The 20,809-nt window shown below is 60.5% G+C and carries 17 protein-coding genes; 4 read left to right on the forward strand and 13 right to left on the reverse strand.

The window, feature by feature from the left end; all coding sequences use genetic code 11:
- Window positions 1-3: 3 nt before the first annotated feature.
- From AC1RR7_RS10580 to AC1RR7_RS10595, 4 genes are all read right to left on the reverse strand, one after another.
- Window positions 4-537: a hypothetical protein gene (locus AC1RR7_RS10580; RefSeq protein ID WP_493157336.1), complete on the reverse strand. Its 534-nt coding sequence runs from the start codon at window positions 535-537 to the stop codon at window positions 4-6.
- 342 nt (window positions 538-879) lie between these two features.
- Window positions 880-1,239 carry a hypothetical protein gene (locus tag AC1RR7_RS10585; protein ID WP_493157338.1) on the reverse strand — a complete coding sequence of 120 codons (360 nt, stop codon included), beginning with the start codon at window positions 1,237-1,239 and terminating at the stop codon, window positions 880-882.
- A gap of 284 nt (window positions 1,240-1,523) precedes the next feature.
- A complete protein-coding gene (locus tag AC1RR7_RS10590; protein ID WP_493157340.1) occupies window positions 1,524-1,883 on the reverse strand; it encodes a DUF6124 family protein in 360 nt (119 codons plus the stop codon).
- A 364-nt stretch (window positions 1,884-2,247) separates the two neighbouring features.
- Window positions 2,248-2,916: a polysaccharide lyase family 7 protein gene (locus AC1RR7_RS10595; protein ID WP_192559187.1), complete on the reverse strand. Its 669-nt coding sequence runs from the start codon at window positions 2,914-2,916 to the stop codon at window positions 2,248-2,250.
- A 333-nt stretch (window positions 2,917-3,249) separates the two neighbouring features.
- Between AC1RR7_RS10595 and AC1RR7_RS10600 the strand changes: the two genes are divergently transcribed.
- Genes AC1RR7_RS10600 through AC1RR7_RS10610 form a run of 3 tightly spaced genes read left to right on the forward strand, consistent with a single transcriptional unit; the run spans window position 3,250 to window position 6,227 of the window.
- A complete protein-coding gene (locus tag AC1RR7_RS10600) occupies window positions 3,250-5,373 on the forward strand; it encodes a putative bifunctional diguanylate cyclase/phosphodiesterase (protein WP_096817724.1) in 2,124 nt (707 codons plus the stop codon).
- Window positions 5,374-5,414: 41 nt separating this feature from the next.
- Window positions 5,415-5,906 carry a YgjP-like metallopeptidase domain-containing protein gene (locus AC1RR7_RS10605; protein ID WP_096817726.1) on the forward strand — a complete coding sequence of 164 codons (492 nt, stop codon included), beginning with the start codon at window positions 5,415-5,417 and terminating at the stop codon, window positions 5,904-5,906.
- A 24-nt stretch (window positions 5,907-5,930) separates the two neighbouring features.
- Window positions 5,931-6,227 (forward strand): winged helix-turn-helix domain-containing protein, encoded by a 297-nt coding sequence (locus tag AC1RR7_RS10610; RefSeq protein WP_007894945.1) that lies wholly within the window; start codon window positions 5,931-5,933, stop codon window positions 6,225-6,227.
- Between the two features lie 227 nt (window positions 6,228-6,454).
- Here AC1RR7_RS10610 and AC1RR7_RS10615 read toward each other — a convergent pair whose 3' ends face one another.
- Window positions 6,455-6,907, reverse strand: a complete 453-nt coding sequence (locus tag AC1RR7_RS10615; protein WP_011336314.1) for a GNAT family N-acetyltransferase — start codon at window positions 6,905-6,907, stop codon at window positions 6,455-6,457.
- A 256-nt stretch (window positions 6,908-7,163) separates the two neighbouring features.
- Between AC1RR7_RS10615 and AC1RR7_RS10620 the strand changes: the two genes are divergently transcribed.
- A complete protein-coding gene (locus AC1RR7_RS10620; protein WP_096817728.1) occupies window positions 7,164-7,901 on the forward strand; it encodes a substrate-binding periplasmic protein in 738 nt (245 codons plus the stop codon).
- Between the two features lie 6 nt (window positions 7,902-7,907).
- Here the strand turns inward: AC1RR7_RS10620 and yccS are convergent, their stop codons facing one another.
- From yccS to betB, 8 genes are all read right to left on the reverse strand, one after another.
- The gene (yccS, locus tag AC1RR7_RS10625) at window positions 7,908-10,091 is read right to left on the reverse strand and encodes a YccS family putative transporter (RefSeq protein ID WP_102619733.1); all 2,184 of its coding nucleotides are present in this window, start codon (window positions 10,089-10,091) and stop codon (window positions 7,908-7,910) included.
- Window positions 10,092-10,201: 110 nt separating this feature from the next.
- Window positions 10,202-11,380, reverse strand: coding sequence for a BaiN/RdsA family NAD(P)/FAD-dependent oxidoreductase (locus tag AC1RR7_RS10630; RefSeq protein WP_096817733.1), 1,179 nt, complete (start codon window positions 11,378-11,380; stop codon window positions 10,202-10,204).
- Between the two features lie 149 nt (window positions 11,381-11,529).
- A complete protein-coding gene (dbpA, locus tag AC1RR7_RS10635; RefSeq protein ID WP_096817735.1) occupies window positions 11,530-12,915 on the reverse strand; it encodes an ATP-dependent RNA helicase DbpA in 1,386 nt (461 codons plus the stop codon).
- Window positions 12,916-12,972: 57 nt separating this feature from the next.
- On the reverse strand, window positions 12,973-14,400 hold the full coding sequence (gene mdtD, locus AC1RR7_RS10640) for a multidrug transporter subunit MdtD (protein ID WP_192559184.1): 1,428 nt from the start codon (window positions 14,398-14,400) through the stop codon (window positions 12,973-12,975).
- A gap of 64 nt (window positions 14,401-14,464) precedes the next feature.
- Complete coding sequence (locus tag AC1RR7_RS10645; protein ID WP_493157343.1) at window positions 14,465-15,802, reverse strand: TldD/PmbA family protein; 1,338 nt, start codon at window positions 15,800-15,802, stop codon at window positions 14,465-14,467.
- Window positions 15,802-17,244: a TldD/PmbA family protein gene (locus tag AC1RR7_RS10650; RefSeq protein ID WP_493157345.1), complete on the reverse strand. Its 1,443-nt coding sequence runs from the start codon at window positions 17,242-17,244 to the stop codon at window positions 15,802-15,804. The genes AC1RR7_RS10645 and AC1RR7_RS10650 overlap by 1 nt, the downstream gene beginning before the upstream one ends.
- 193 nt (window positions 17,245-17,437) lie before the next feature.
- Window positions 17,438-19,141, reverse strand: a complete 1,704-nt coding sequence (betA, locus tag AC1RR7_RS10655) for a choline dehydrogenase (protein ID WP_273537937.1) — start codon at window positions 19,139-19,141, stop codon at window positions 17,438-17,440.
- 115 nt (window positions 19,142-19,256) lie between these two features.
- Window positions 19,257-20,729 (reverse strand): betaine-aldehyde dehydrogenase, encoded by a 1,473-nt coding sequence (gene betB, locus AC1RR7_RS10660; RefSeq protein ID WP_493157348.1) that lies wholly within the window; start codon window positions 20,727-20,729, stop codon window positions 19,257-19,259.
- Between the last annotated feature and the right edge of the window lie 80 nt (window positions 20,730-20,809).

Genomic DNA, 20,809 nt, shown 5'->3' on the forward strand with positions numbered 1-20,809 from the left:
CGCTTAACTAACGTTGGTTGACAATGCGTTACTCCAGCCTGAGGTGGCGCCATTATTGTTTGTTCTGGCAACAACTGTAATCGGACCTTGGCGTACACTGCTCAGCCCACCGGTAAAGCGGCCATCCGGTTGAATACCAAGAGAACCGATTAAAGTCCCGATCCCCGCTTCATGCACATCAAGTCGATTGTATGGCGTGCCATTTCCTTCGATAAAAATGGAAGAAATTCCTCCAAGTAATTGGGTGAGGACAGGAGCACTGTTCTGAGGGGTGGCCGCCGCTGCTGCGTCAGGACTCTCTCCATTGGTCACTGCCCACTGGCTTGTGTCGGGATTGAAGGGTAAAGACGCAAATGCCGCAAAGGCACCATTAGCATCGGCATAAGCACTTGCGACTACTCGCCAACTGGCAACGACACCCGCCAATTCATAGTGCCACATATAGAGTGCTGCTCCAGGCTGTGCGGACGATGGCGGGCCGCCGATTATGGTTTCTGCGCCGCTGTTGGTTGCCAAGGTAAATTGATGAAATGCCATGATTGATTCCTTTCAGAAAATTTTATGAAATAACTTTTTTTGAGGAGACGTCTCTCGTGACGATACTCAAGCCTTTTATACTGCTTAGGTTCTGTAGTAGATGAGCTACCTCAGCCTGCTGCTGATAAGTTTTTGACTCGACCTAATCCCGCATCTGATTCACCGCCAGTTCCCAAAGCACCACCACTTGCGCGATTCCCGGCGCAGTTTGCGGTGGGGTGAGCGCAGTATCGCGGTGAAGTAGTTGAGCATTCCGCTGGTGAAGCTGAGGGTTTCTTTGGCGTTGGCCAGATAAATAAATCCGTCCCTCCGTTTGTTGTCTCACGTTTGTTTTCTTGTGTTTTATTTAGTGAAGGTGATGTTGTATGTTTTACCTACATTCGGTCCTCCACGATCTACGCGAACAGTGCCGTTCAAATTGGAGTAACTTCTATCAGGTGAACTCATGCTGATAATAAGGACGTTGTATTCCGGGGCTCCTGCTTGTGCTCGAAGGTTGAAGGACACAGCGGATTCATCCGATAAATTTTGATAGGCGAAACTCCCGTCAACGGTAAAGGTAAGTCCGTAATAATCCATTGTGGCCTGTGAAATGTTGCCTGTTTGCGGGTCGGAAACAATAATGCTGAGAGTGGCGTTGTGACTCTCGCCGGCATCATACACTCGCCCGTAATAGGTTCCGTTCGGATTGACTTGGCCCATGATCTTTCTCCTTGATGTCTTCGTGGAATATTTAAAATTTAGGAACTTCTTCCTGTACTGTTCATGATGTTAGTTTTTAACTCGAGCTGCAGCACCTGTTATAAATGACAGTTTTTAATAATTATTTGGAATGATTCTTGGTTTTTTTTGATATTTGGATAAGAGTAGCGAAGAAAGGCAGCTGGTTTGTTTTTTTGAATATGAAAAATTCGGACGCAGATGCTTGGGGAAATGCTGAGAGTAATAGAGGGGCGACTCAATGAGTTCGCCCCTTTTTGCACTTATTACTTCGGCTCGACGTGATCCAGCGCCTGATTCACCGCCAGTTCCCCAAGCATCACCACTTGTGCGATGCCCAGCGCGGTTTTGCGGTGGGATGTCGGGAGTATCGCGGCGAAGTTGTTGAGCATTTCGCTGGCGGAGCCGAGGGTTTCGCTGGCGTTGGCCAGCAGGGATTCGGTGTTGCAGGCGGGGTTGGCGAAGTACATGGGGTCGGGTTCGTTGACAGTGGCCATGATGCGGGCGCCGGGGCAGAGGTAGTGGTCGAGGGCGCGTTCGGCGGCTTCGTTGAGTTTTTTGGAATCGAGGGATTCGTAAGGGGAGGCCGGGTCTGTGACCGGCGGATGAGGTGTCGATTGAATCATGTTTCGTCTCCGGGAAATGGAGCCGACACCGGATCGCTACTAAACGATGGGGTGGCAGCTGAACGCAGGTTAGTAGACCGGGGAGACGCGAACCGGCGCGCCCGAAAGCGCCCTGCGTACAGCTACCATCAAGCGCAGATATCGAGATATCTCACTTTCTGGAGTGCAAATACGCCTCGCGAACCCTCGGGCTACTAAACCCGATCACTGCGAATCAGTGACCCGGATCAAGCTACCGATGACCCTCCAGGCGCACAAGCCGGCGGATTCTGGCGTACCGGTAGGCAGCGACGCAAGCCGTTGTAGGCTTCGGGACGTTACGCGGACTGCCTTTAAACAGAAGCCTTAAACGGTCGCGCCGCCGCTATTTATCGTGATCGATATCCAGCTTGCTGAACGTGACCTGCCCACCCTCGCTGGTGTACCCGGTGTTGTCCTGCACATACACGCCTGCCTTGAAGTACAACGGCTTGTTGCGCCACGTGGCGCTGATCTGCGAGTCCCACTGATATCCCGCCGCACTGATACCCAGCGCACCTCCGGGGCTCAGGTGAATCAGGTAATTGAACTCGCGATCCAGTTTGATCCCGGTCGCCAGGGTAATCACCCGGCCTTCGTCATCATCCGGGTGCATCCGCACCTTGATCACCAGGTTGCCGGACTCAAGCTTGGTCTTGTACTGATACTCAAGCTTCACCAGCGGCTTCTGGCTTTCATACGCATGAATCTGCCCGATGACGATCTTGCCGGAGCTGGGCACCTTGTTGACCGAGAGGGTCGCGCGCAGCAGGTTGTCGGCGTCCGGGTAATACCAGTTGCGCAGGGTGCCGTTGCTGTAGGTTTCGCGCAGTTCGGTGCGCGGGTAGATGGCGTTTTCGGTTTTCGAGCCGGTCACCGGGGACCAGAAGAACAGGGTGCCGGTGTCGGAATGGAAGTACTGATCCTTGAAGCCGTTCACCAGTTTGGAGGTTTCGACGGTGTAGGGCGGGCTGCCAACGGGAACGCTGAGGTTCCAGGTTGCGAGGTCGATCATGTCGGTTCTTCCACTCTATTTTTCCTGCACGCGCGTGCCAGAAGCTCTAGCTCGCGGTTCTTGGGGGCGGCCTTTATAAGCGTAGAGGGGTTTTTTGTTAACGGCCGTCTGGCGGATGATTGGCGTCAACATCCTGTCGAAATGCCATCTTTCCCGGTTTTCGGGGGCTGCAGCGATGACCGTTAGTCGGCTTCTTACCGGTTTGGTTAAATGATGGCCTGATGACAGCTACTGCTTTTTCGGATCCAGGACTAGAGTGAAGGCTCAGTAACTGTACGGTTTTCACGAGAAACCGGCCGCGTCCCGATTGGATGTCCCGACAAGAGAAGCAGCATGGAATGCGCGCAACCCACGCCAGGTGAAGGCAGCTCAGTCCTTTTGATCGTTGATGACTACCCTGAAAATCTGATCAGCATGCGCGCGTTGTTGCAGCGCCAGGACTGGCAGGTGATGACCGCGGCTTCCGGTTTCGAAGCCCTCAGCCTGTTGCTCGAACACGACATCGACCTGGTGCTGCTGGATGTGCAGATGCCGGGCATGGACGGTTTCGAGGTCGCGCGTCTGATGCGTGGCAGCCAGCGAACGCGGCTGACGCCAATCATTTTCCTCACCGCCAACGAGCAGTCCCAGGACGCCGTGATCAAGGGCTATGCCAGTGGCGCGGTGGATTACCTGTTCAAACCCTTCGATCCACAGATTCTCAAACCGAAAGTCCAGGCGTTGCTGGAGCACCAGCGCAATCGCCGGGCGTTGCAGCGCTTGAGTCAGGATCTGGAATCGGCGCGGGCCTTCAATGCGTCGGTGCTGGATAACGCGGCCGAAGGGATTCTGGTGCTGGCCGAGGATGGTTTGATCCGCTTCGCCAATCCAGCGATTTCGCGGTTGCTGAATGCGCCGGTGAAGGAGTTGGAGGGGCAGGAGTTTCTCGATTACTTGCAGAAACCGCACATTCCGCTGTGGGCCGATTCCGAGTTTTATGCCAGTTACAAACGTGGCGAGACGCTGCGTTTACACGATGCGTTGCTGCGAACCGCGCCGGGTCAGCAAGTACCGGTGGCACTCTCCTGCGCGCCGTTGCCGAGCGAGCAACACGCGATGGTGGTGACGGTGCTGGACATGTCGGTGGTGCGTCATCTGCATCAGCAGTTGGAATTTCAGGCAGTCACCGATCCGTTGACCGGACTGCTTAATCGTCGCGGTTTCTACCAGACGGTTGAGAACCTGCTGCTGCGCGGCGAGCGCACGGACAGCAGTTGGGTGCTGATGTACCTCGATCTCGATGGCTTCAAACGGGTCAATGACTCCCTCGGCCATGATGCCGGGGATCGGGTGCTGCGCTGGGTCTCCGAGCAACTGAAAGCCTGCCTGCGACCGTTCGACATTCTGGCGCGGATGGGCGGTGACGAGTTCACCGCGCTGCTGGATCTGGAATTCCCCGAACAGGCAGCAAAGATCGCCGAGAAGCTCATCGAACGAGTGTCGATCTGTCAGCAGATCGAAGGCATGGACATCGCCCTCGGCGCCAGCATCGGCATCGCGACGTACCCGGATTGCGGCAACAACCTCGACGGTTTGATGCGCGCCTCGGACATTGCCATGTACGAAGCCAAGCGCGCCGGGCGTCAGCAATATCGCTTCTACGATCATGAAATGAACGGCCGCGCGCGCTCACGGCTGATGCTGGAAGAGAGCGTGCGCAACGCCATCGAGAACCGTGATTTCAATCTGGTGTATCAACCGCAGGTGGCGATCGGTGACGGCAGGATTCGCGGTTTCGAGGCGTTGCTGCGCTGGCAGCATCCGAGCGTCGGCGACGTGCCGCCGGGGTTGTTCCTGCCGTTGCTGGAGGAGGCGACGCTGATCAGCCGGCTCGGCAGCTGGATCTATCATCGCGGCGCCGGGCAGCGTAAGGCCTGGGAGTCCGAGTTTTCCAAGGATCTGGTGCTCGGCGTGAGCCTGAGCAATACCCAGTTCGGGCTGCCGAATCTGGTGACCGAATTGCGTCAGGTGCTGGAGCGCCATGGTTTGCAGCCGCATCAGATGGAAGTGGAAGTCACCGAGGAAGCGCTGACGGTCAATCCCGATGAAACGCGCAAACAGCTGCGGTTGCTGCGCAATCTCGGGGTACGAGTGGCGCTGGATGATTTCGGTTCCGGGTCCTGTTCGCTGTCGCATCTGCGCGACCTGGAGCTGGATACGCTCAAGCTCGATCGCCACCTGATCGCCCGATTGCCGGACTCATCGCGGGACGCCTCGCTGGTGCGCAGCGTCATCGAACTGTGCAAGGAATACGGCTTGCTGGTGATTGCCGAAGGCGTGGAAACCGTCGAGCAATACCAATGGCTGCAAGCCCATGGTTGCGAGTACGTGCAAGGGTTCCTGGTGGCGCGGCCGTTGGTCGCCGAGGACGCGACGCGCTTTGCCGAGCCGTTCGACTGGAGCGCGTTGGCCAGTTGAATTCGTTACACTGGCGGCCTTTTCATGACCCGTGCCGCCCCATGACTGCGTTGAAATACCTCCAGGCCTATCCCGCGCAATTGCAGGATCAGGTGCGCCAATTGATTGCCGAAGATCGCCTCGGTGATTACCTGAGCCAACGCTATCCGGGCCGCCACGATGTGCAGAGCGACAAGGCGTTGTATGGCTACGCGCTCGATTTGAAACAGGAATACCTGCGTAACGCCCCGGCCATCGACAAGGTCTTGTTCGACAACCGCCTCGATCTGACCCATCGCGCCCTCGGTCTGCACACCACGGTTTCTCGGGTGCAGGGCGGCAAGCTCAAGGCCAAGAAAGAGATTCGTATCGCCTCGCTGTTCAAGGAGGCCGCGCCGGAGTTTCTGAAGATGATCGTGGTGCACGAGCTGGCGCACTTCAAGGAATCGGATCACAACAAGGCGTTCTACAAATTGTGTGATCACATGCTGCCGGGCTATCACCAGATCGAGTTCGACCTGCGGGTTTATCTGACCTGGCGAGACATGCAATAAAAAATCAAACAGCGGAGTGCATGCATGGACGTGAGCAAGACCAAGAGCAGTTTTTACCGGCGCTTGTACGTGGCGTACCTGATCGACAGCGGCCTGGCCAGCAGCGTGCCGGCGCTGACCGAGGTCACCGGCATGCCCCGGCGCACGGCGCAGGACACCATCGCGGCGCTGGCGGATCTGGATATCGTCTGCGAGTTCGAACAGGAAGAGGGCGCGCGCAACCATGCGGGGCGCTATCGGATTCGCGAGTGGGGGGCGATTGATCGGGGGTGGATCGAGCGGAATTTGCGGCAGATAAAAGCGGTTTTGGAATATCCCTGAGTTGGGTGTTCGTCTTTAGGTCGCTGCCCTCACCCCAGCCCTCTCCCGGAGGGAGAGGGAGCTGACCGAGGTGTCTTGCGTTATACATCGACCTGAAAAACCGAGTCGATTGTGGATTCAACCGTGATCGCTCACGTCAGCGAATCTCCTGAATATTCCCCAATCAGTCCCCTCTCCCTCCGGGAGAGGGTTAGGGTGAGGGCAGCGATCATCAGCCAAGCGACAGCTCAGGAGCGCCGCATACCAATATGCGGAATGTCATCCTCCAGATATTCCTCACCCGCCACCACAAACCCATACCGCCCGTAATACCCCTGCAAATGCGCCTGGGCCGACAGATAGATCGGCACCTCGGGCCAGCGCTTCTCGGCCTGTTTCAGCGCCTGCTCCATCATTTCATGCCCCAGCCCTTTGCCACGTCCGGCCGGTGCCGTCAGTACGCGGCCGATCACCACGTCGCCGCCCTGGGATTCCGGGTCCAGCAGGCGCAGGTACGCCACCAGTTGATCGCCGTCCCAGCCCATCAGGTGGCAGGTATCGCCATCCAGATCCTGACCGTCCGGGTCCAGGTAGGCGCAGCGCTGTTCGACCACGAACACTTCCGAGCGCAATTTCAAAATGGCGTACAGCTGCTCCAGTCCCAGATCGCTGTGATGTTTGCAGACCCACTCGATTGTCATCTTCCGATTCCTTGAACAACGTCGCCCGATACTAAGCGCACCGTCGAAATATGTCTGTATGGCGCAATAATCTGTGACGAAGGCCAAAATGCCATCATTCCTTTCTCGCGCCGCCGACTTCTTTGTGTAATCTGCAGAGAAGCGCTGTGCAACGGCTTCAATGAGCTAATGTTAGGGCCTGGGATTCGCCGGTATGGGGCCTTGGGGTTTTGACTGAAAACACGCCGGGCGGCCCGCCCGCTAAGGATTTTCAAGCATGCCGCGATTGCATCGAGCGTTTGCTTTGATCGGATTGCTGTTGCTGGGTCAAAGCGCTGCAGCGGAGAAATTGCGTCTGGTCTTCGACGTCTGGCCGCCGTTTACCGATGACACGCTGGTCAACGGTGGGCTGGCCACGGACATTGTCAGCACGGCCCTGGCCCGGGCAGGTTATGCCAGCGATTACGAACAGGTGCCGTGGGCGCGGGCGCTGCTCGGGGTTGGCGAGGGGCGTTACGACGTGCTGGTCAACGCCTGGTACAACGACGAGCGTACGAAGCTGGGGCAGTTTTCCGACGAATACCTGCTCAACCGTGTGCGTTTTCTCAAGCGCAAAGACACGCCCATCGAATACAACAACTTGCAGGAACTGCACACCTATCCGATTGCGGTGGTGCGCGGCTACGCCTATTCCGCACCGTTCGATGCCGACACGGCGTTGCAGAAAGTCCCTGTGCATAACTTCGCGATGGCCGTGCGCATGCTGGCGGCGGATCGGGTCAAGTTGACCCTGGAAGATGAATTCGTCGCCCGCTATTACCTGGCCCGTGAGTCACCGAAAGTGCGCAACGCCGTGGAGTTCCTGCCCAAGCCGCTGAGCGAGAACAGTCTGCACATTCTGGTCAGCCTGAAAAACCCGGAGCACGAACAGATCGTGGCCGGGTTCGACAAGGCGATTGCGGCGATGAAGGCCGACGGCAGCTATGACAAGTTGCTCAGGCAGCATGGCATGTGAGGCGGCTCAAGCCTCGCCGGTGTCCTTGATCAAGTGCGCCGCCAGCGTCCGCAAAGGGCCGAGCTGGCGGCAGATCAGTGCCAGTTGCGTTTGCACCAGTCGCTGGCCTTCGTCGATCTCGTCCGCCATCTGCTCAAGCTCATTGGCCAGCGCCTCTTCCTCATCGCTCTGAATCGCAATCGGCTGTTTGCTCGCCAGGCCCTGGGCGATCTCGTCGATGCTGGTGGCCAGTTTCACCCCGGCGCCATCGATCAGATGCTCACGGACCTCGGCCGGCAGCTGGGTTTCCCGGTGTGCGCCGAGGCCTGACAGATAGCTGAGCAACGTGTGCGACAGCACCAGGAAACGGAAGCCAACGTCGGCTTCCTTCCGGAAATGCCCCGGCTCCATCAGCATGTTTGCCAGCGTGGTCGACAGCGCCGCGTCGGCGTTGTGCGCGTTGCGACGGGCCAGGCGGTAAGCGAGGTCGTCGCTCTTGCCGGCGGCGTATTGCTGCATGATCTGGCGCAGGTAGATGCTGTTGCAGGTCAGGGTGTTGGCCAGCACTTTGTTCAGGCGCCGACCCTGCCAGTCCGGCAGGAACAGGATCACCGTCAGGCCTGCGATCAGGCTGCCGAGCAAGGTATCGAACAGGCGCGGCACAAACAGCCCGTAACCGTCACCGACCTGGTTGAAGCAGAACAGCACCATGATCGTGATCGCGGCGGTCGCAACGGTGTAGCGAGTGGTGCGGTTGGTAAAGAACACCACACCGGCGGCGATGGCGAAGCACGACTGCACCAGCGGGCTCGGGAACAGATCGAACAGCGCCCAGGCGATGGTCAGGCCGATGGCGGTGCCGAGAATCCGCTGGCCGAGTTTGCGCCGGGTGGCGCCGTAGTTCGGCTGGCAGACGAACAGCGTGGTGAGGATGATCCAGTAGCCTTGCGATGGGTGAATCAGATGCACCATGCCGTAACCGATGCTCAACGCCAGCGGCAGGCGCAGGGCGTGGCGGAACAGCAATGACGTCGGTGTCAGTTGGGTGCGCAGGCGAACCAGTACGTCCTTGAAGTTACGCGGCGAGCGGTCGAGCAGGCTGCTGTCGGTGGCATCGGCCAAGGCATCAGGGTTGCTCGCGTCGCTGAGCAGACGGTCGAGGGTGCCGAGGTTGGCCGCCAGTGCCCGCAGCGAGCGCAACAGTCCACGCCAGGCCGGGTTGCTCTGGATGCGCAGGTGTTCGAGGGAGGCGTGCAGGTCACTCAGGGCTTCGGCGAATGTCGCGTCGTAGATGAACGGCTGGCGCATCTGGATCGATTCGGCCAGCGCCCGGCACGCCTTGCCTTGCTGGCGCAGCAGACGCTGGCAGCGGAACAGCACGTCGCTGTGGAAAAACGCTTCGGCCAGCGCGTTGTAGGGATAGTGCGAAGAACTGGCGCGTTCGTGAATGTCCTGGGCAAGAAAATACAGCTTCAGGTAACGGCTGACCTTCGAGCCGGGACGACCGTTGCCGACCCGATGCAGGATGATTTCCTTGGCGCTGTTCAGTGCCGCAACGACGCGGCCGTTTTGTTGAGCCAGTTCCAGCCGCCGCGCTTCGACATCCATCTGACGGATCGGCTCGAACAGCGAGGATTTCAGCTTCAGGTAATAACCCAGTTCACGGAACAGCCGCGCCAGACTCTGCTGCACCGGCTGGTTGGAAAACATCGCCTGCCACAGCACCGACAGCAAGCCGTACCACGCGGCGCCGGCCACCAGCAGCATCGGCTCGTGCCAGAAATCCGTGACCGCGCCACCGCGCTGGTCGACGCCGATCATGGTGTAGACGGAAAGAATCAGGGTCGCCGAAGCGATCGCGCCATATCGCTCACCGAGCGCCCCGAGCATGGTCAGGCCGAAACTGGCCAGTGCCAGAGCGATGACGAACACGATGGGGTAGGGGAAGAGTAATTCCACCGACAGCGCCGCAACGCTGAAACACACCAGCGTCACCGCCAGTGCGTTGAGGCGGCCCTGCCAACTGTCGTCGGTCTCGGCCAGGGCGCTGGCGATGATCCCGAGGAACAGCGGGATCAGCAGCCCCATTTCATCCTGATACCAGCACAGCGCCATGCTGCCGGTCAGGGCGATGAACACCCGCACGCTGTAGCTGAATTTATCCAGCGCCCACAGGCGCCGCAAAGACTGACGAAACGAGGTCGAGGACATGAAGTGCGAAGGCCTTCCGAGGCGATGCCGCTAAATTGAGCCAGTAATGACGCCGACGCAATGGCGCCGATCACATCTGACAGCAAAAAGTGTTCCGCCCGGCCTTCGAATCAGACGTATTGCGCCGCCGCGTAACCCGATGCCCAGGCCCACTGGAAGTTGAAACCGCCCAGATGCCCGGTGACATCCAGCACTTCGCCAACAAAATAGAGGCCCGGGCTTTTCAGCGATTCCATGGTCTTGGACGAGACTTCGCGGGTGTCGACGCCACCGAGGGTGACTTCGGCGGTGCGGTAGCCTTCGGTGCCGGCCGGGACGACTTTCCAGCTGCCGAGCTTCTCGGCGATGTCCGCGAGTTCGGCGTGGGTGTACTGCTTCATCGGTTTGGAGACGAACCAGTTGTCCGCCAGCAGGTTGGCCATCTTCTTGGTGAAGATTTCACCGAGCAGGGTTTTCAGTTCGCTGTTCGGGCGTTCGGCGGTTTGCTGTTGCAGCCAGCTCGCCGCGTCGTGATCGGGCAGCAGGTTGATCTCGACGGTGTCACCGGATTCCCAGAACGAGGAAATCTGCAGAATCGCCGGGCCGCTGAGGCCGCGGTGAGTGAACAGGATGTTCTCGCGAAAGCTCTGGTCGTTGCAGCTGACCAGGCAATCCACCGAGGTGCCGGACAGTTCGGTGCACAGATCCTTGAGCTGATCGGTGATGGTGAACGGCACCAGCCCGGCGCGGGTCGGCAGCAGGTCGTGGCCGAATTGCTTGGCGACCTGATAACCGAAACCGGTGGCACCCAACGTCGGGATCGACAGGCCGCCGGTGGCGATCACCAGCGACTGACACTGGATCTGGCCGAGGGTGGTGTCGAGCAGGTAACCGCCCTCGACTTTCTCGATGGTCTGGATCGAGGTGTCCAGGTGCAGGTTGACGCCGACCTGATCGCACTCGTCCAGCAGCATGCCGAGGATGTCGCTGGATTTGTTATCGCAGAACAACTGGCCGAGCTTTTTCTCGTGATACGGCACGCCGTGTTTGGCGACCATGCCGATGAAATCCCACTGGGTGTAGCGGGCCAGCGCGGATTTGCAGAAGTGCGAATTCTGCGAGAGGAAATTGCTCGGCTCGGTGTACATGTTGGTGAAGTTGCAGCGCCCACCGCCGGACATCAGGATTTTCTTGCCGGCCTTGTTCGCGTGGTCGAGCAGCAGCACCTGACGCCCGCGCCCGGCGGCGGTCAGTGCACACATCAACCCTGCGGCGCCAGCGCCAATGATCACGACTTCGGTAGAGCGCAAAACGGTGTCCTCACACAATGATCGTTCCCACGCTCTGCGTGGGAATGCCGCCATGGACGCTCTGCGTCCGCTTTTAAATCGTGACGCGGAGCGTCACAGGATGGATTCCCGCGCGGACGGTTCGACGCCTCGACGCGGGAACGATCAGGTCAGAGGACGCGTACGCGCAGCGAACGACCCTTGATCTTGCCGTTGTTCAAACGCTGCAGCGCCTGCATGACCACGGTGCGCTCAACCGCCACATAGGACTGGAAGTCGAAGATCGCGATCTTGCCAACCTGAGCGCCAGGGATGCCGGCATCGCCGGTCAGTGCGCCAAGAATGTCGCCCGGGCGCACCTTGTCTTTACGGCCGCCACCAATGCACAACGTGCTCATCGGCGGTTGCAGCGGGGCACCACCCTGGGATTTCAGGTTGTCCACCTGGTCCCAGTTCAGCGGGGTTTTCTGCAGTTGTTCGATGGCTTGCGCGCGGTGCGCTTCGGACGGCGCCACCAGGCTGACCGCGATGCCTTTCTCGCCGGCACGACCGGTACGGCCGACGCGGTGAATGTGGATTTCCGAGTCGCGGGCCAGTTCGACGTTGATCACCATGTCCAGTGCATCGATGTCCAGACCACGGGCGGCAACGTCCGTGGCGACCAGTACCGAAGTGCTGCGGTTGGCGAACATTGCCAATACCTGATCGCGGTCGCGCTGTTCCAGATCGCCGTGCAGGCCGACGGCGGAAATGCCTTTGGAAGTCAGGTGATCGACGGTTTCCTGCACTTGCTGCTTGGTGAAGCAGAATGCCACGGTGGAAGCTGGACGGAAGTGGTGCAGGACCTTGGTCACCGCGCTCATGCGTTCTTCCGGGGAAATCTCGTAGAAGCGTTGTTCGATCTGGGTGTCGTCGTGGAACGCTTCGGCTTTCACCGTTTGCGGATCACGCATGAACTTCGACGCCAGTTGCTTGATGCCCACCGGGTAGGTCGCGGAGAACAGCAGGGTCTGACGACGGGCCGGGGTCTGCTCGATGATGTCTTCGATGGCGTCGTAGAAACCCATGTCGAGCATACGGTCGGCTTCGTCGAGGATCAGCGTGTTGAGGCCGTCGAGGACCAGCGAACCCTTGCGCAGGTGTTGCTGGATGCGGCCCGGGGTGCCGACGATGATGTGCGCGCCGTGCTCCAGCGAGCCGATCTGCGGGCCGAACGACACGCCGCCGCACAGGGTCAGGACCTTGATGTTGTCTTCGGCGCGGGCCAGACGACGGATTTCCTTGGCGACCTGGTCGGCCAGTTCGCGAGTCGGGCAAATCACCAGCGCCTGGCAGCCGAAGTAGCGCGGATTGATCGGGTTCAGCAGGCCGATGCCGAACGCGGCGGTCTTGCCGCTGCCGGTCTTGGCCTGGGCGATCAGGTCCATCCCCTTGAGGATCACCGGCAAGCTCTGCGCCTGGATCGGCGTCATCTGGGCATAACCGAGCGATTCGAGGTTAGCCAGCATGGCGGCGGACAGCGGCAAAGTATTAAAAGCGGTGGCGATGGTGGTCACGGGACTGGCCTGCAAAACAAAATGTCGCGCAGTGTACCAGCCCGGTGGCCATTAGCCCTAAGACTCGATGTGTTCTTCCGGACGTCTGACGCGCCGTCCGTCATTCTTCGAGAGCTGGGAGAAAATCGTCGCCGCCAGCATCGCCATGATCCCAACAGTCACGAACGTGAGCTGAAACGCGCCCAACACGGTCTCAACGCCGTCGTTTCCGATCTCCGCCGTGAAGCCGCCGAGCAGCGCGCCGGCGCACGCCACACCGAGGCTCAGCGACAACTGCGCCACCACCGACAGCAGGCTGTTGCCGCTGCTGGCGCTGGCGTCGTCGAGGTCGATCAGGGTCACGGTGTTCATCGCGGTGAATTGCAGCGAGTTGATCGCCCCGAGAATCGCCAGCAGGCACAGCAGCAGCCAGTACGGCGTCTGCTCGCTGACCAGGCCCATGCTCGCCAGCATGATCCCCAGAAACAGCGTGTTGCCGGTCAGCACGATGCGATAGCCGAGGCGTTCGATCAGCGGCCGCGCACCCCACTTGGCGACCATCGCGGCAGCCGCCAGCGGCAGCATGCTCATCCCGGCCTGGGACGGCGAATAACCCAGCGCCACTTGCAGCAGCAACGGCACCAGAAACGGCAGGGCGCCGCTGCCCAGGCGAGCGAACAGGTTGCCGAGGATGCCGACCGCGAAGGTGCGGGTCTTGAACAGCGACGGCGCGAACAGCGGATTGTCGATGTGCCCGGCGCGCAGCCAGTACGCCGCCAGACACGCCATGCCGCCGAACAGCAACAGCATCACCCGCAAGTGCGGCAGGTGCAGTTCGCCGAGGCCTTCCATGGCGATGGTGATCAGCACCATCGCCGCGCCGAACAGCAGGAAACCCAGGCTATCGAAACGCGTACGTTCGGTGCCGCGCAGGTCGGGAATGAACTTCCACACCGCGTAGCAGCCGATGACACCGACCGGCAGATTGATCAAAAAGATCCAGTGCCACGTCAGGTATTGCACCATCCAGCCGCCCATGGTCGGGCCGATCAGCGGGCCGAGCAGGCCGGGAATGGTGATGAAGCCCATGATCCGCACCAGTTCCGAACGCGGGTAGGCGCGCAGCACCACCAGCCGTCCGACCGGCAACATCAGTGCGCCGCCGAGGCCCTGAATCACCCGGGCACCGATCAGCATGCTCAGGCTGCTCGACAGGGCGCAGAGCAACGAGCCGATGCTGAACAGCAGGATCGCGCCGAAAAAGATTTTCTTGGTGCCGAAGCGGTCGGCGATCCAGCCCGAGGCCGGAATCAGCAGGGCTACGGTGAGCATGTAGGCGATGATCACACCCTGCATGCGCAACGGGTCTTCGGCCAGATCCCGGGCCATGGCCGGCAGGGCGGTGTTGAGGATGGTCCCGTCGAGGGACTGCATGAAGAAAGCGATGGCGACGACCCACGGCAACCAGCGGGCGGTGATGGCGTCGAGAGGCGGGCGGTTGGGCATGGAACCTCTTGTGGTGTAGGGCCGTGAATGATCGTTCCCGCGCAAGGCGCGGGAACGATTTGTATCAGAGCGTCAGGGTCAGACGGCTCACCAACGCCCCCGGCAGCAGCGCCGACGACGTATTGCGCTGGCTGTAGGTGCTCGCTGACAGCAGCAACTCACGCTCGGCAGTCAACGCTTCCAGCTGCGAACCCAGCAGGCTGTAGGCGCTGTCGTCGAAACGCATGGTGCTGACCGGCGCCTGAATTTCGCCGTTTTCAACCCAGAACGTGGCAAACCGGGTCATGCCGGTCAGGCGCGCGGCCGGTTGATCGGAGAAGTTCAGGTACCACAGGTTGCTGATGTACAAGCCGGTGCCCAACTGCTTGAGGATCTCGGCCTGAGGCAGTTCGCCTGCGCCCATGTTCAGCGCGCTCGGCGATTCGCCACCGCCGGCACCGTTGGCCGTCAGACCGTATTCGGCAGCACTGCGCGAACCGACCAACTGGTCACCCGCCTTACCTTCGATGATCAACCGCAGATCGCTGCGCGGGTAACCTTCGCCGGAAAACGCCGGGCTCAGCGAGTCGCTGACTTTCTCGTCGAGGGACACCAGCGGGCTGAACGCCTGGTCGCCGGCATACAGCTTCTGCAACGGGCTGCTCTTGCTGGCAATCGACTGCGCCGAGAAACCGCCCCAGCACAACATGCCCATGATTTCTTCCAGAGCTGCCGGCGCCAGATAGGCGCGGTATTGGCCGGGCGGCAAGGTGCGCAGCGGTCGCCCCAGAAACTCGAGTTGCTCGCGGGCCTGCTGGAAGCGTTTGGCGAAACCTTCGCTGCTCCACTCGTGCCCGGCGTAGCTGGCTTTCACCGCTTCGCCGTTCTCGTGGAACAGGCTGAAGTCGAAGTTGAAGCTGTTGGCCTGATGCCAGCCAAACGCGCCGGAAGAACTGGCGAAACCACGGCTGATCGGGCCGGCAGCATAGAAGCCGACCAGATCCAGACCTTCGGCCGCTTGAGCGATTTCCGCCACGACTTGTTCGGTGTCCGGCAGCGGATGCTCCTGCACGTTCTTGCTCTGCCAGCCATTGTGGTTGAGCAGCAGATAGGGATCCTGAGGCAGCAACGGCAGGGTTTCGCGCAGTTGCTGCAGGCCTTCGGCCAGACGTTGCAGGTCGGTGGTCGGCTCGCCGGACAGGGTGATGTGCAGGTCGGCATGGCGACCGTCGTCGATCAGTTTCAGGCCGATACCGGCTTGCTGCACTTGCCCGGCCTGACGCACCTTGGCGTGGTTGAAGCGGACGAAGGCCGACGATTCGGCGTCGTAACTCAGAGTGAATTGTTCCGGCTCGCGCACTGCGTCGCGCAACCAGTTGACCAGAACCTTGAAGGCCTCGACCTGGCTCTTGGAAATACTCATCAGGCGTCTCCCCCAAACACATCAACATTGCTGAACACGCAGGCCGGCGAAGCGTGGCCGACGCGGATCACCTGGTTCGGTTCGCCCTTGCCGCAGTTCGGCGTGCCCAGCACTTTGGTGGTGCCGGCGTTGCCGACGGCGCGCAGGCTCTTCCAGAAGTGCGCGGAAATACCCCGGTAGTTCGGGTTCTTCACCACGCCTTTGAGTTCGCCGTTTTCAATCAACTGGCCCCATTCGCAGCCGAACTGGAATTTGTTGCGTGCATCGTCGATCGACCATGAGCGGTTGGTGCTCATCAGAATGCCGTTGTCGATACCGCCGATCAGTTGTTCCAGGGGCTGATCGCCCGGCTCGATGTTGAGGTTGGCCATACGGTCGATGGGTGGTCGGTTCCAGCCGCAGGCGCGACTGTTGGCGACGCCGTCCAGACCTGCGCGGAACTGCGACAGTGCACCGCCCAACGGCCGCACCAACAGGCCTTCGTGAATCAAGAATTGCTTGCTGGCCTTGGAACCGTCGTCATCGTGACCGTAACTCGCCAGTTCTTCGGGAATGCCCGGATCGAACGTCACGTTGAGCAGTTTCGAGCCGTATTGCAGGCTGCCGAAATCCGAGGCTTTGACGAAGCTGGTGCCCGCGTAATTGCGCTCGTCGCCGAGGATCCGGTCCAGTTCCAGTGGGTGACCAATGGATTCATGGATCTGCAGCATCATCTGGTCAGGCATCAGCAGCAGGTCGCGCGGGCCTTGCGGGGTGTTCGGCGCGAGCAGCAATTGCAGCGCCTGATCGGCGACTTGCGGGCCGGCGCCGATCAGGCCGCAACGGCTGATCACGTCGGCGCCACCCTGCTGGCCGAAGTTCTCGCGGCCGAGGCTGCGGGTCTGGCTGTCGTTGCCGTCGTAGGCGGTGACGTCCAGGCCCGGATAAACGAAGCGCTGGGCCTGGCGCAATTCGGCCCCGGCACTGCTCAGGTAGATCTGTTCGACGTGGGTGATGCCGATGCTCACTTCCCAATTCACCAGGCGCTCATCCTTTGGCACCGAGGCGGACTCCGCGCCGAGCAGCTCGAAGCATTCGCTCAGGGACGGGAAGGGTTGTTCGAGATTGGGTGAAAAGTAATCGGCGCGGTCGCTGGACACCGGCTGCTGGCTCAGGTCGAGCAGGGCGTGGGGCTTGATCCGCCGGGCCTGCTGTTCGGCGCGCTCGAGGGCGGCTTGCAGGCCTTGTTGCGACAGGTCATTGGTCGCGGCGTAGGCTTCGACGCCGTTGACGCGAACGGTGAGCATCGCACCTTCGTCGCGGCTCAGGCTCGGCGGTTCGGCAACGTTCTTGCGCACCGACAGGTACTGGCCGGACTCGCGTACATACCGCAGGGAAAAAAACTCGGCGCCCGTGCGCAAGGCAGCGAAGCGCTGCTTGAGCTGGGGGTGGAAATCGAACATCAGGGAACCTCCTTGTTATGGGAGTAGCGGCGAAGCGGATTCGGCGGGGAGGGGTGAAACGATTGCGCGAGGACTAGAGTAGGCCTGCGTGGGGGTAGGATCAAGTGAAGAGGGGGTGTAGGAGGATTTACTGCTTTGAGTCGGCTGATCGTTCCCACATTGCATGGGAACGATCACCGCCCGGTATTACGACTTACTGAGCAACAGCACTCACATCACGCAGTGCCTTGCCTTTCACCGGCGCATCGCCAGCGACGTAGTACGGCGCCTTGCTGCGTGGCAGTGGCTGACGGCCACGGATCTTGTCGGCGATTTTCTCGGCCATCATGATCGTCGGCGCGTTCAGGTTGCCGGTGGTGATGATCGGCATGATCGAGGCATCGACCACACGCAGACCCTGCATGCCATGCACGCGGCCTTCGCCATCCACTACGGCCATCTCGTCGGTACCCATCTTGCACGAGCAGGACGGGTGGAACGCGGTTTCGGCGTGCTCGCGGATGAACTTGTCCAGCTGCTCATCGGTTTGCACTTCGATGCCCGGGCTGATTTCGCGGCCACGGAAAGCGTCCAGTGCAGGCTGTTGCATGATTTCACGGGTCAGGCGGATGCCGTCGCGGAATTCCTGCCAGTCTTGTTCGGTGGCCATGTAGTTGAACAGGATGCTCGGGTGCTGGCGCGGATCCTTGGATTTGACCTGGATGCGACCACGGCTCGGCGAACGCATGGAACCCATGTGCGCCTGGAAACCGTGCTCTTGCACACCGTTGCTGCCGTTGTAGTTAATCGCCACCGGCAGGAAGTGGTACTGGATGTTCGGCCATTCGAACTCTTCGCGAGTACGGATGAAACCGCCGGCTTCGAACTGGTTGCTGGCGCCGATGCCGGTGCCGTTGAACAGCCACTCGGCACCAATGGCCGGCTGGTTGTACCAGAGCAGCGACGGGTACAGCGAGACCGGTTGGGTGCAGGCGAATTGCAGGTACAGCTCGAGGTGATCCTGCAGGTTTTCGCCGACGCCCGGCAGATCGTGAACGACCGGGATGTCGAGGCTTTCCAGCAGTTTCGCCGGGCCTACGCCGGAGCGTTGCAGCAGTTGCGGCGAAGCGATCGCGCCGGAGCAGACGATGACTTCTTTACGGGCGCGGGCTTCAACGCGCTCTTCGGCAGCGCCGACCAGGTAACGCACGCCAACGGCACGTTTGCCGTCGAACAAGACTTTGTCGGTCAGGGCGTGGGTGACGATGGTCAGGGTCGAACGCTTCTTGGCCACGTCCAGGTAACCACGGGCGGTGGAAGCACGACGGCCTTTCGGCGTCACGGTGCGGTCCATCGGGCCAAAGCCTTCCTGCTGGTAGCCGTTCAAGTCTTCGGTGCGCGGGTAACCGGCTTGTACGCCAGCTTCAACCATGGCGTGGAACAGCGGGTTGTTGCCCGCCTTCGGCGTGGTCACGCTGACCGGACCTTCGCCACCGTGGTAGTCGTTCGGGCCGATGTCGCGGGTTTCCGCTTTGCGGAAGTACGGCAGGCAGTCGAGGTAGGTCCAGTCTTCCAGGCCTGGCAGTTTCGCCCAGCCGTCGTAGTCCATCGCGTTGCCGCGGATGTAGCACATGCCGTTGATCAGCGAGGAACCGCCGAGGCCCTTGCCGCGACCGCATTCCATCCGGCGACCGTCCATGTACGGTTCTGGATCGGTTTCGTACGCCCAGTTGTAGCGACGGCCTTGCAGCGGGAAGGCCAGTGCGGCCGGCATCTGCGTGCGGAAGTCCATGCGGTAGTCCGGGCCGCCCGCTTCGAGCAGCAGGACGGTGACGCCTTCGTCTTCAGTCAGACGGGTCGCCAGGGTGTTACCGGCAGAACCGGCACCCACGATGATGTAATCGAATTCTTGGGACATTGAATGCACCCTCTTTGAAAGTTGGTCAGGTCAGACAGCCAGCGCTTCCCGTGTGGGAGCGGCGAGCAGACATGCCCGCGAAGGCGGCTTCGCGGGCAGCGCACGATGGCGGGTCTTAGAACACCGAGACGTAATCGCCCAGCTCGACCTGTACCGATTTGATGCGAGTGAAGTTGTTCAGCGAGCTGATGCCGTTCTCACGGCCAACGCCCGACTGCTTGTAACCGCCGACCGGCATTTTTGCGTCGGACTCGCCCCAGGCGTTGATCCAGCAGATACCGGCTTCCAGTTGATGAATCACGCGGTGGGCGCGGTTCAGGTCGCGGGTGACGATACCGGCGGCCAGGCCGAAATCGGTGTCGTTGGCGCGGCGGATCACTTCTTCTTCGGTTTCGTAGGTCAGGATCGCCATTACCGGGCCGAAGATTTCTTCACGGACGATGGTCATGTCGTCGGTGCAGTCGGTGAACACGGTCGGTGCCACGAACGCGCCTTTGGCGAATTCGCCGTCGGTCAGACGGGCGCCGCCGCACAGAACGCGAGCGCCTTCTTCTTTACCCTTGGCGATGTAGCCCAGCACGTTTTCCATGTGAGCGAAGCTGACCAGCGGGCCGAAGTTGGTGTTTTCGTCTTCCGGGTTGCCAACGCGGATGCGGGCAACGCGCTCGACGATCTTGGCTTCGAAAGCGGCTTTCAGGTGGCTCGGCACGAACACGCGAGTGCCGTTGGTGCAGACCTGACCGGAGCTGTAGAAGTTGGCCATCATGGCGGTGTCGGCGGCGCGATCCAGGTCGGCGTCGTCGCAGATGATCAGCGGGGACTTGCCGCCCAGCTCCATGGTCACGTCTTTGAGCGACGAAGCCGAAGCGCTGGCCATGACCTTCTTGCCAGTGTCGGTGCCGCCGGTGAAGGAGATTTTCTCGATACGCGGGTGCTCGGTCAGCCAGGTGCCGACTTCACGGCCGCTGCCGGTCAGTACGTTGAACACGCCGTTTGGAACGCCGGCTTCGGTGTAGATCTCGGCCAGTTTCAGGGTGGTCAGCGAGGTGACTTCGCTTGGCTTGAAGATCATCGCGTTACCGGCCGCCAGGGCTGGAGCGGATTTCCACAGGGCGATCTGGATCGGGTAGTTCCACGCGCCGATACCGGCAACCACGCCCAGCGGCTCGCGACGGGTGTAGACGAATGCGGTGTCACGCAGCGGGATCTGCTCGCCTTCGATGGCGGGTACCAGGCCTGCGTAGTATTCCAGCACGTCGGCGCCGGTGACGATGTCGACGTATTTGGTTTCGGAGAACGCTTTACCGGTGTCCAGGGTTTCCAGAGCAGCCAGTTCATCGTTGCGCTCGCGCAGGATGTCGACGGCGCGACGCAGGATGCGCGAACGCTCCATGGCGGTCATCGCGGCCCAGATTTTCTGGCCCTTTTCGGCGCTGACGACTGCGCGCTCGACGTCTTCCTTGGTCGCACGTTGCACTTGTGCGAGGACTTCACCGTTAGCCGGGTTGATGGCTTCGAAGGTGGCATCGCTGCCGGCGTCGGAGTACGCGCCATCGATGTAGAGTTTTTGCAGTTCGAAACGGGCCATAGTGTCCTCGCAAGTGCATAAGTGGTTGGCGTTGACCACCGCGATCAGGCTGCGGTGGCGTTCAGGGGCCGAGCGTTTTC

It is taken from the genome of Pseudomonas sp. GW821-FHT11G12 (assembly GCF_058808055.1).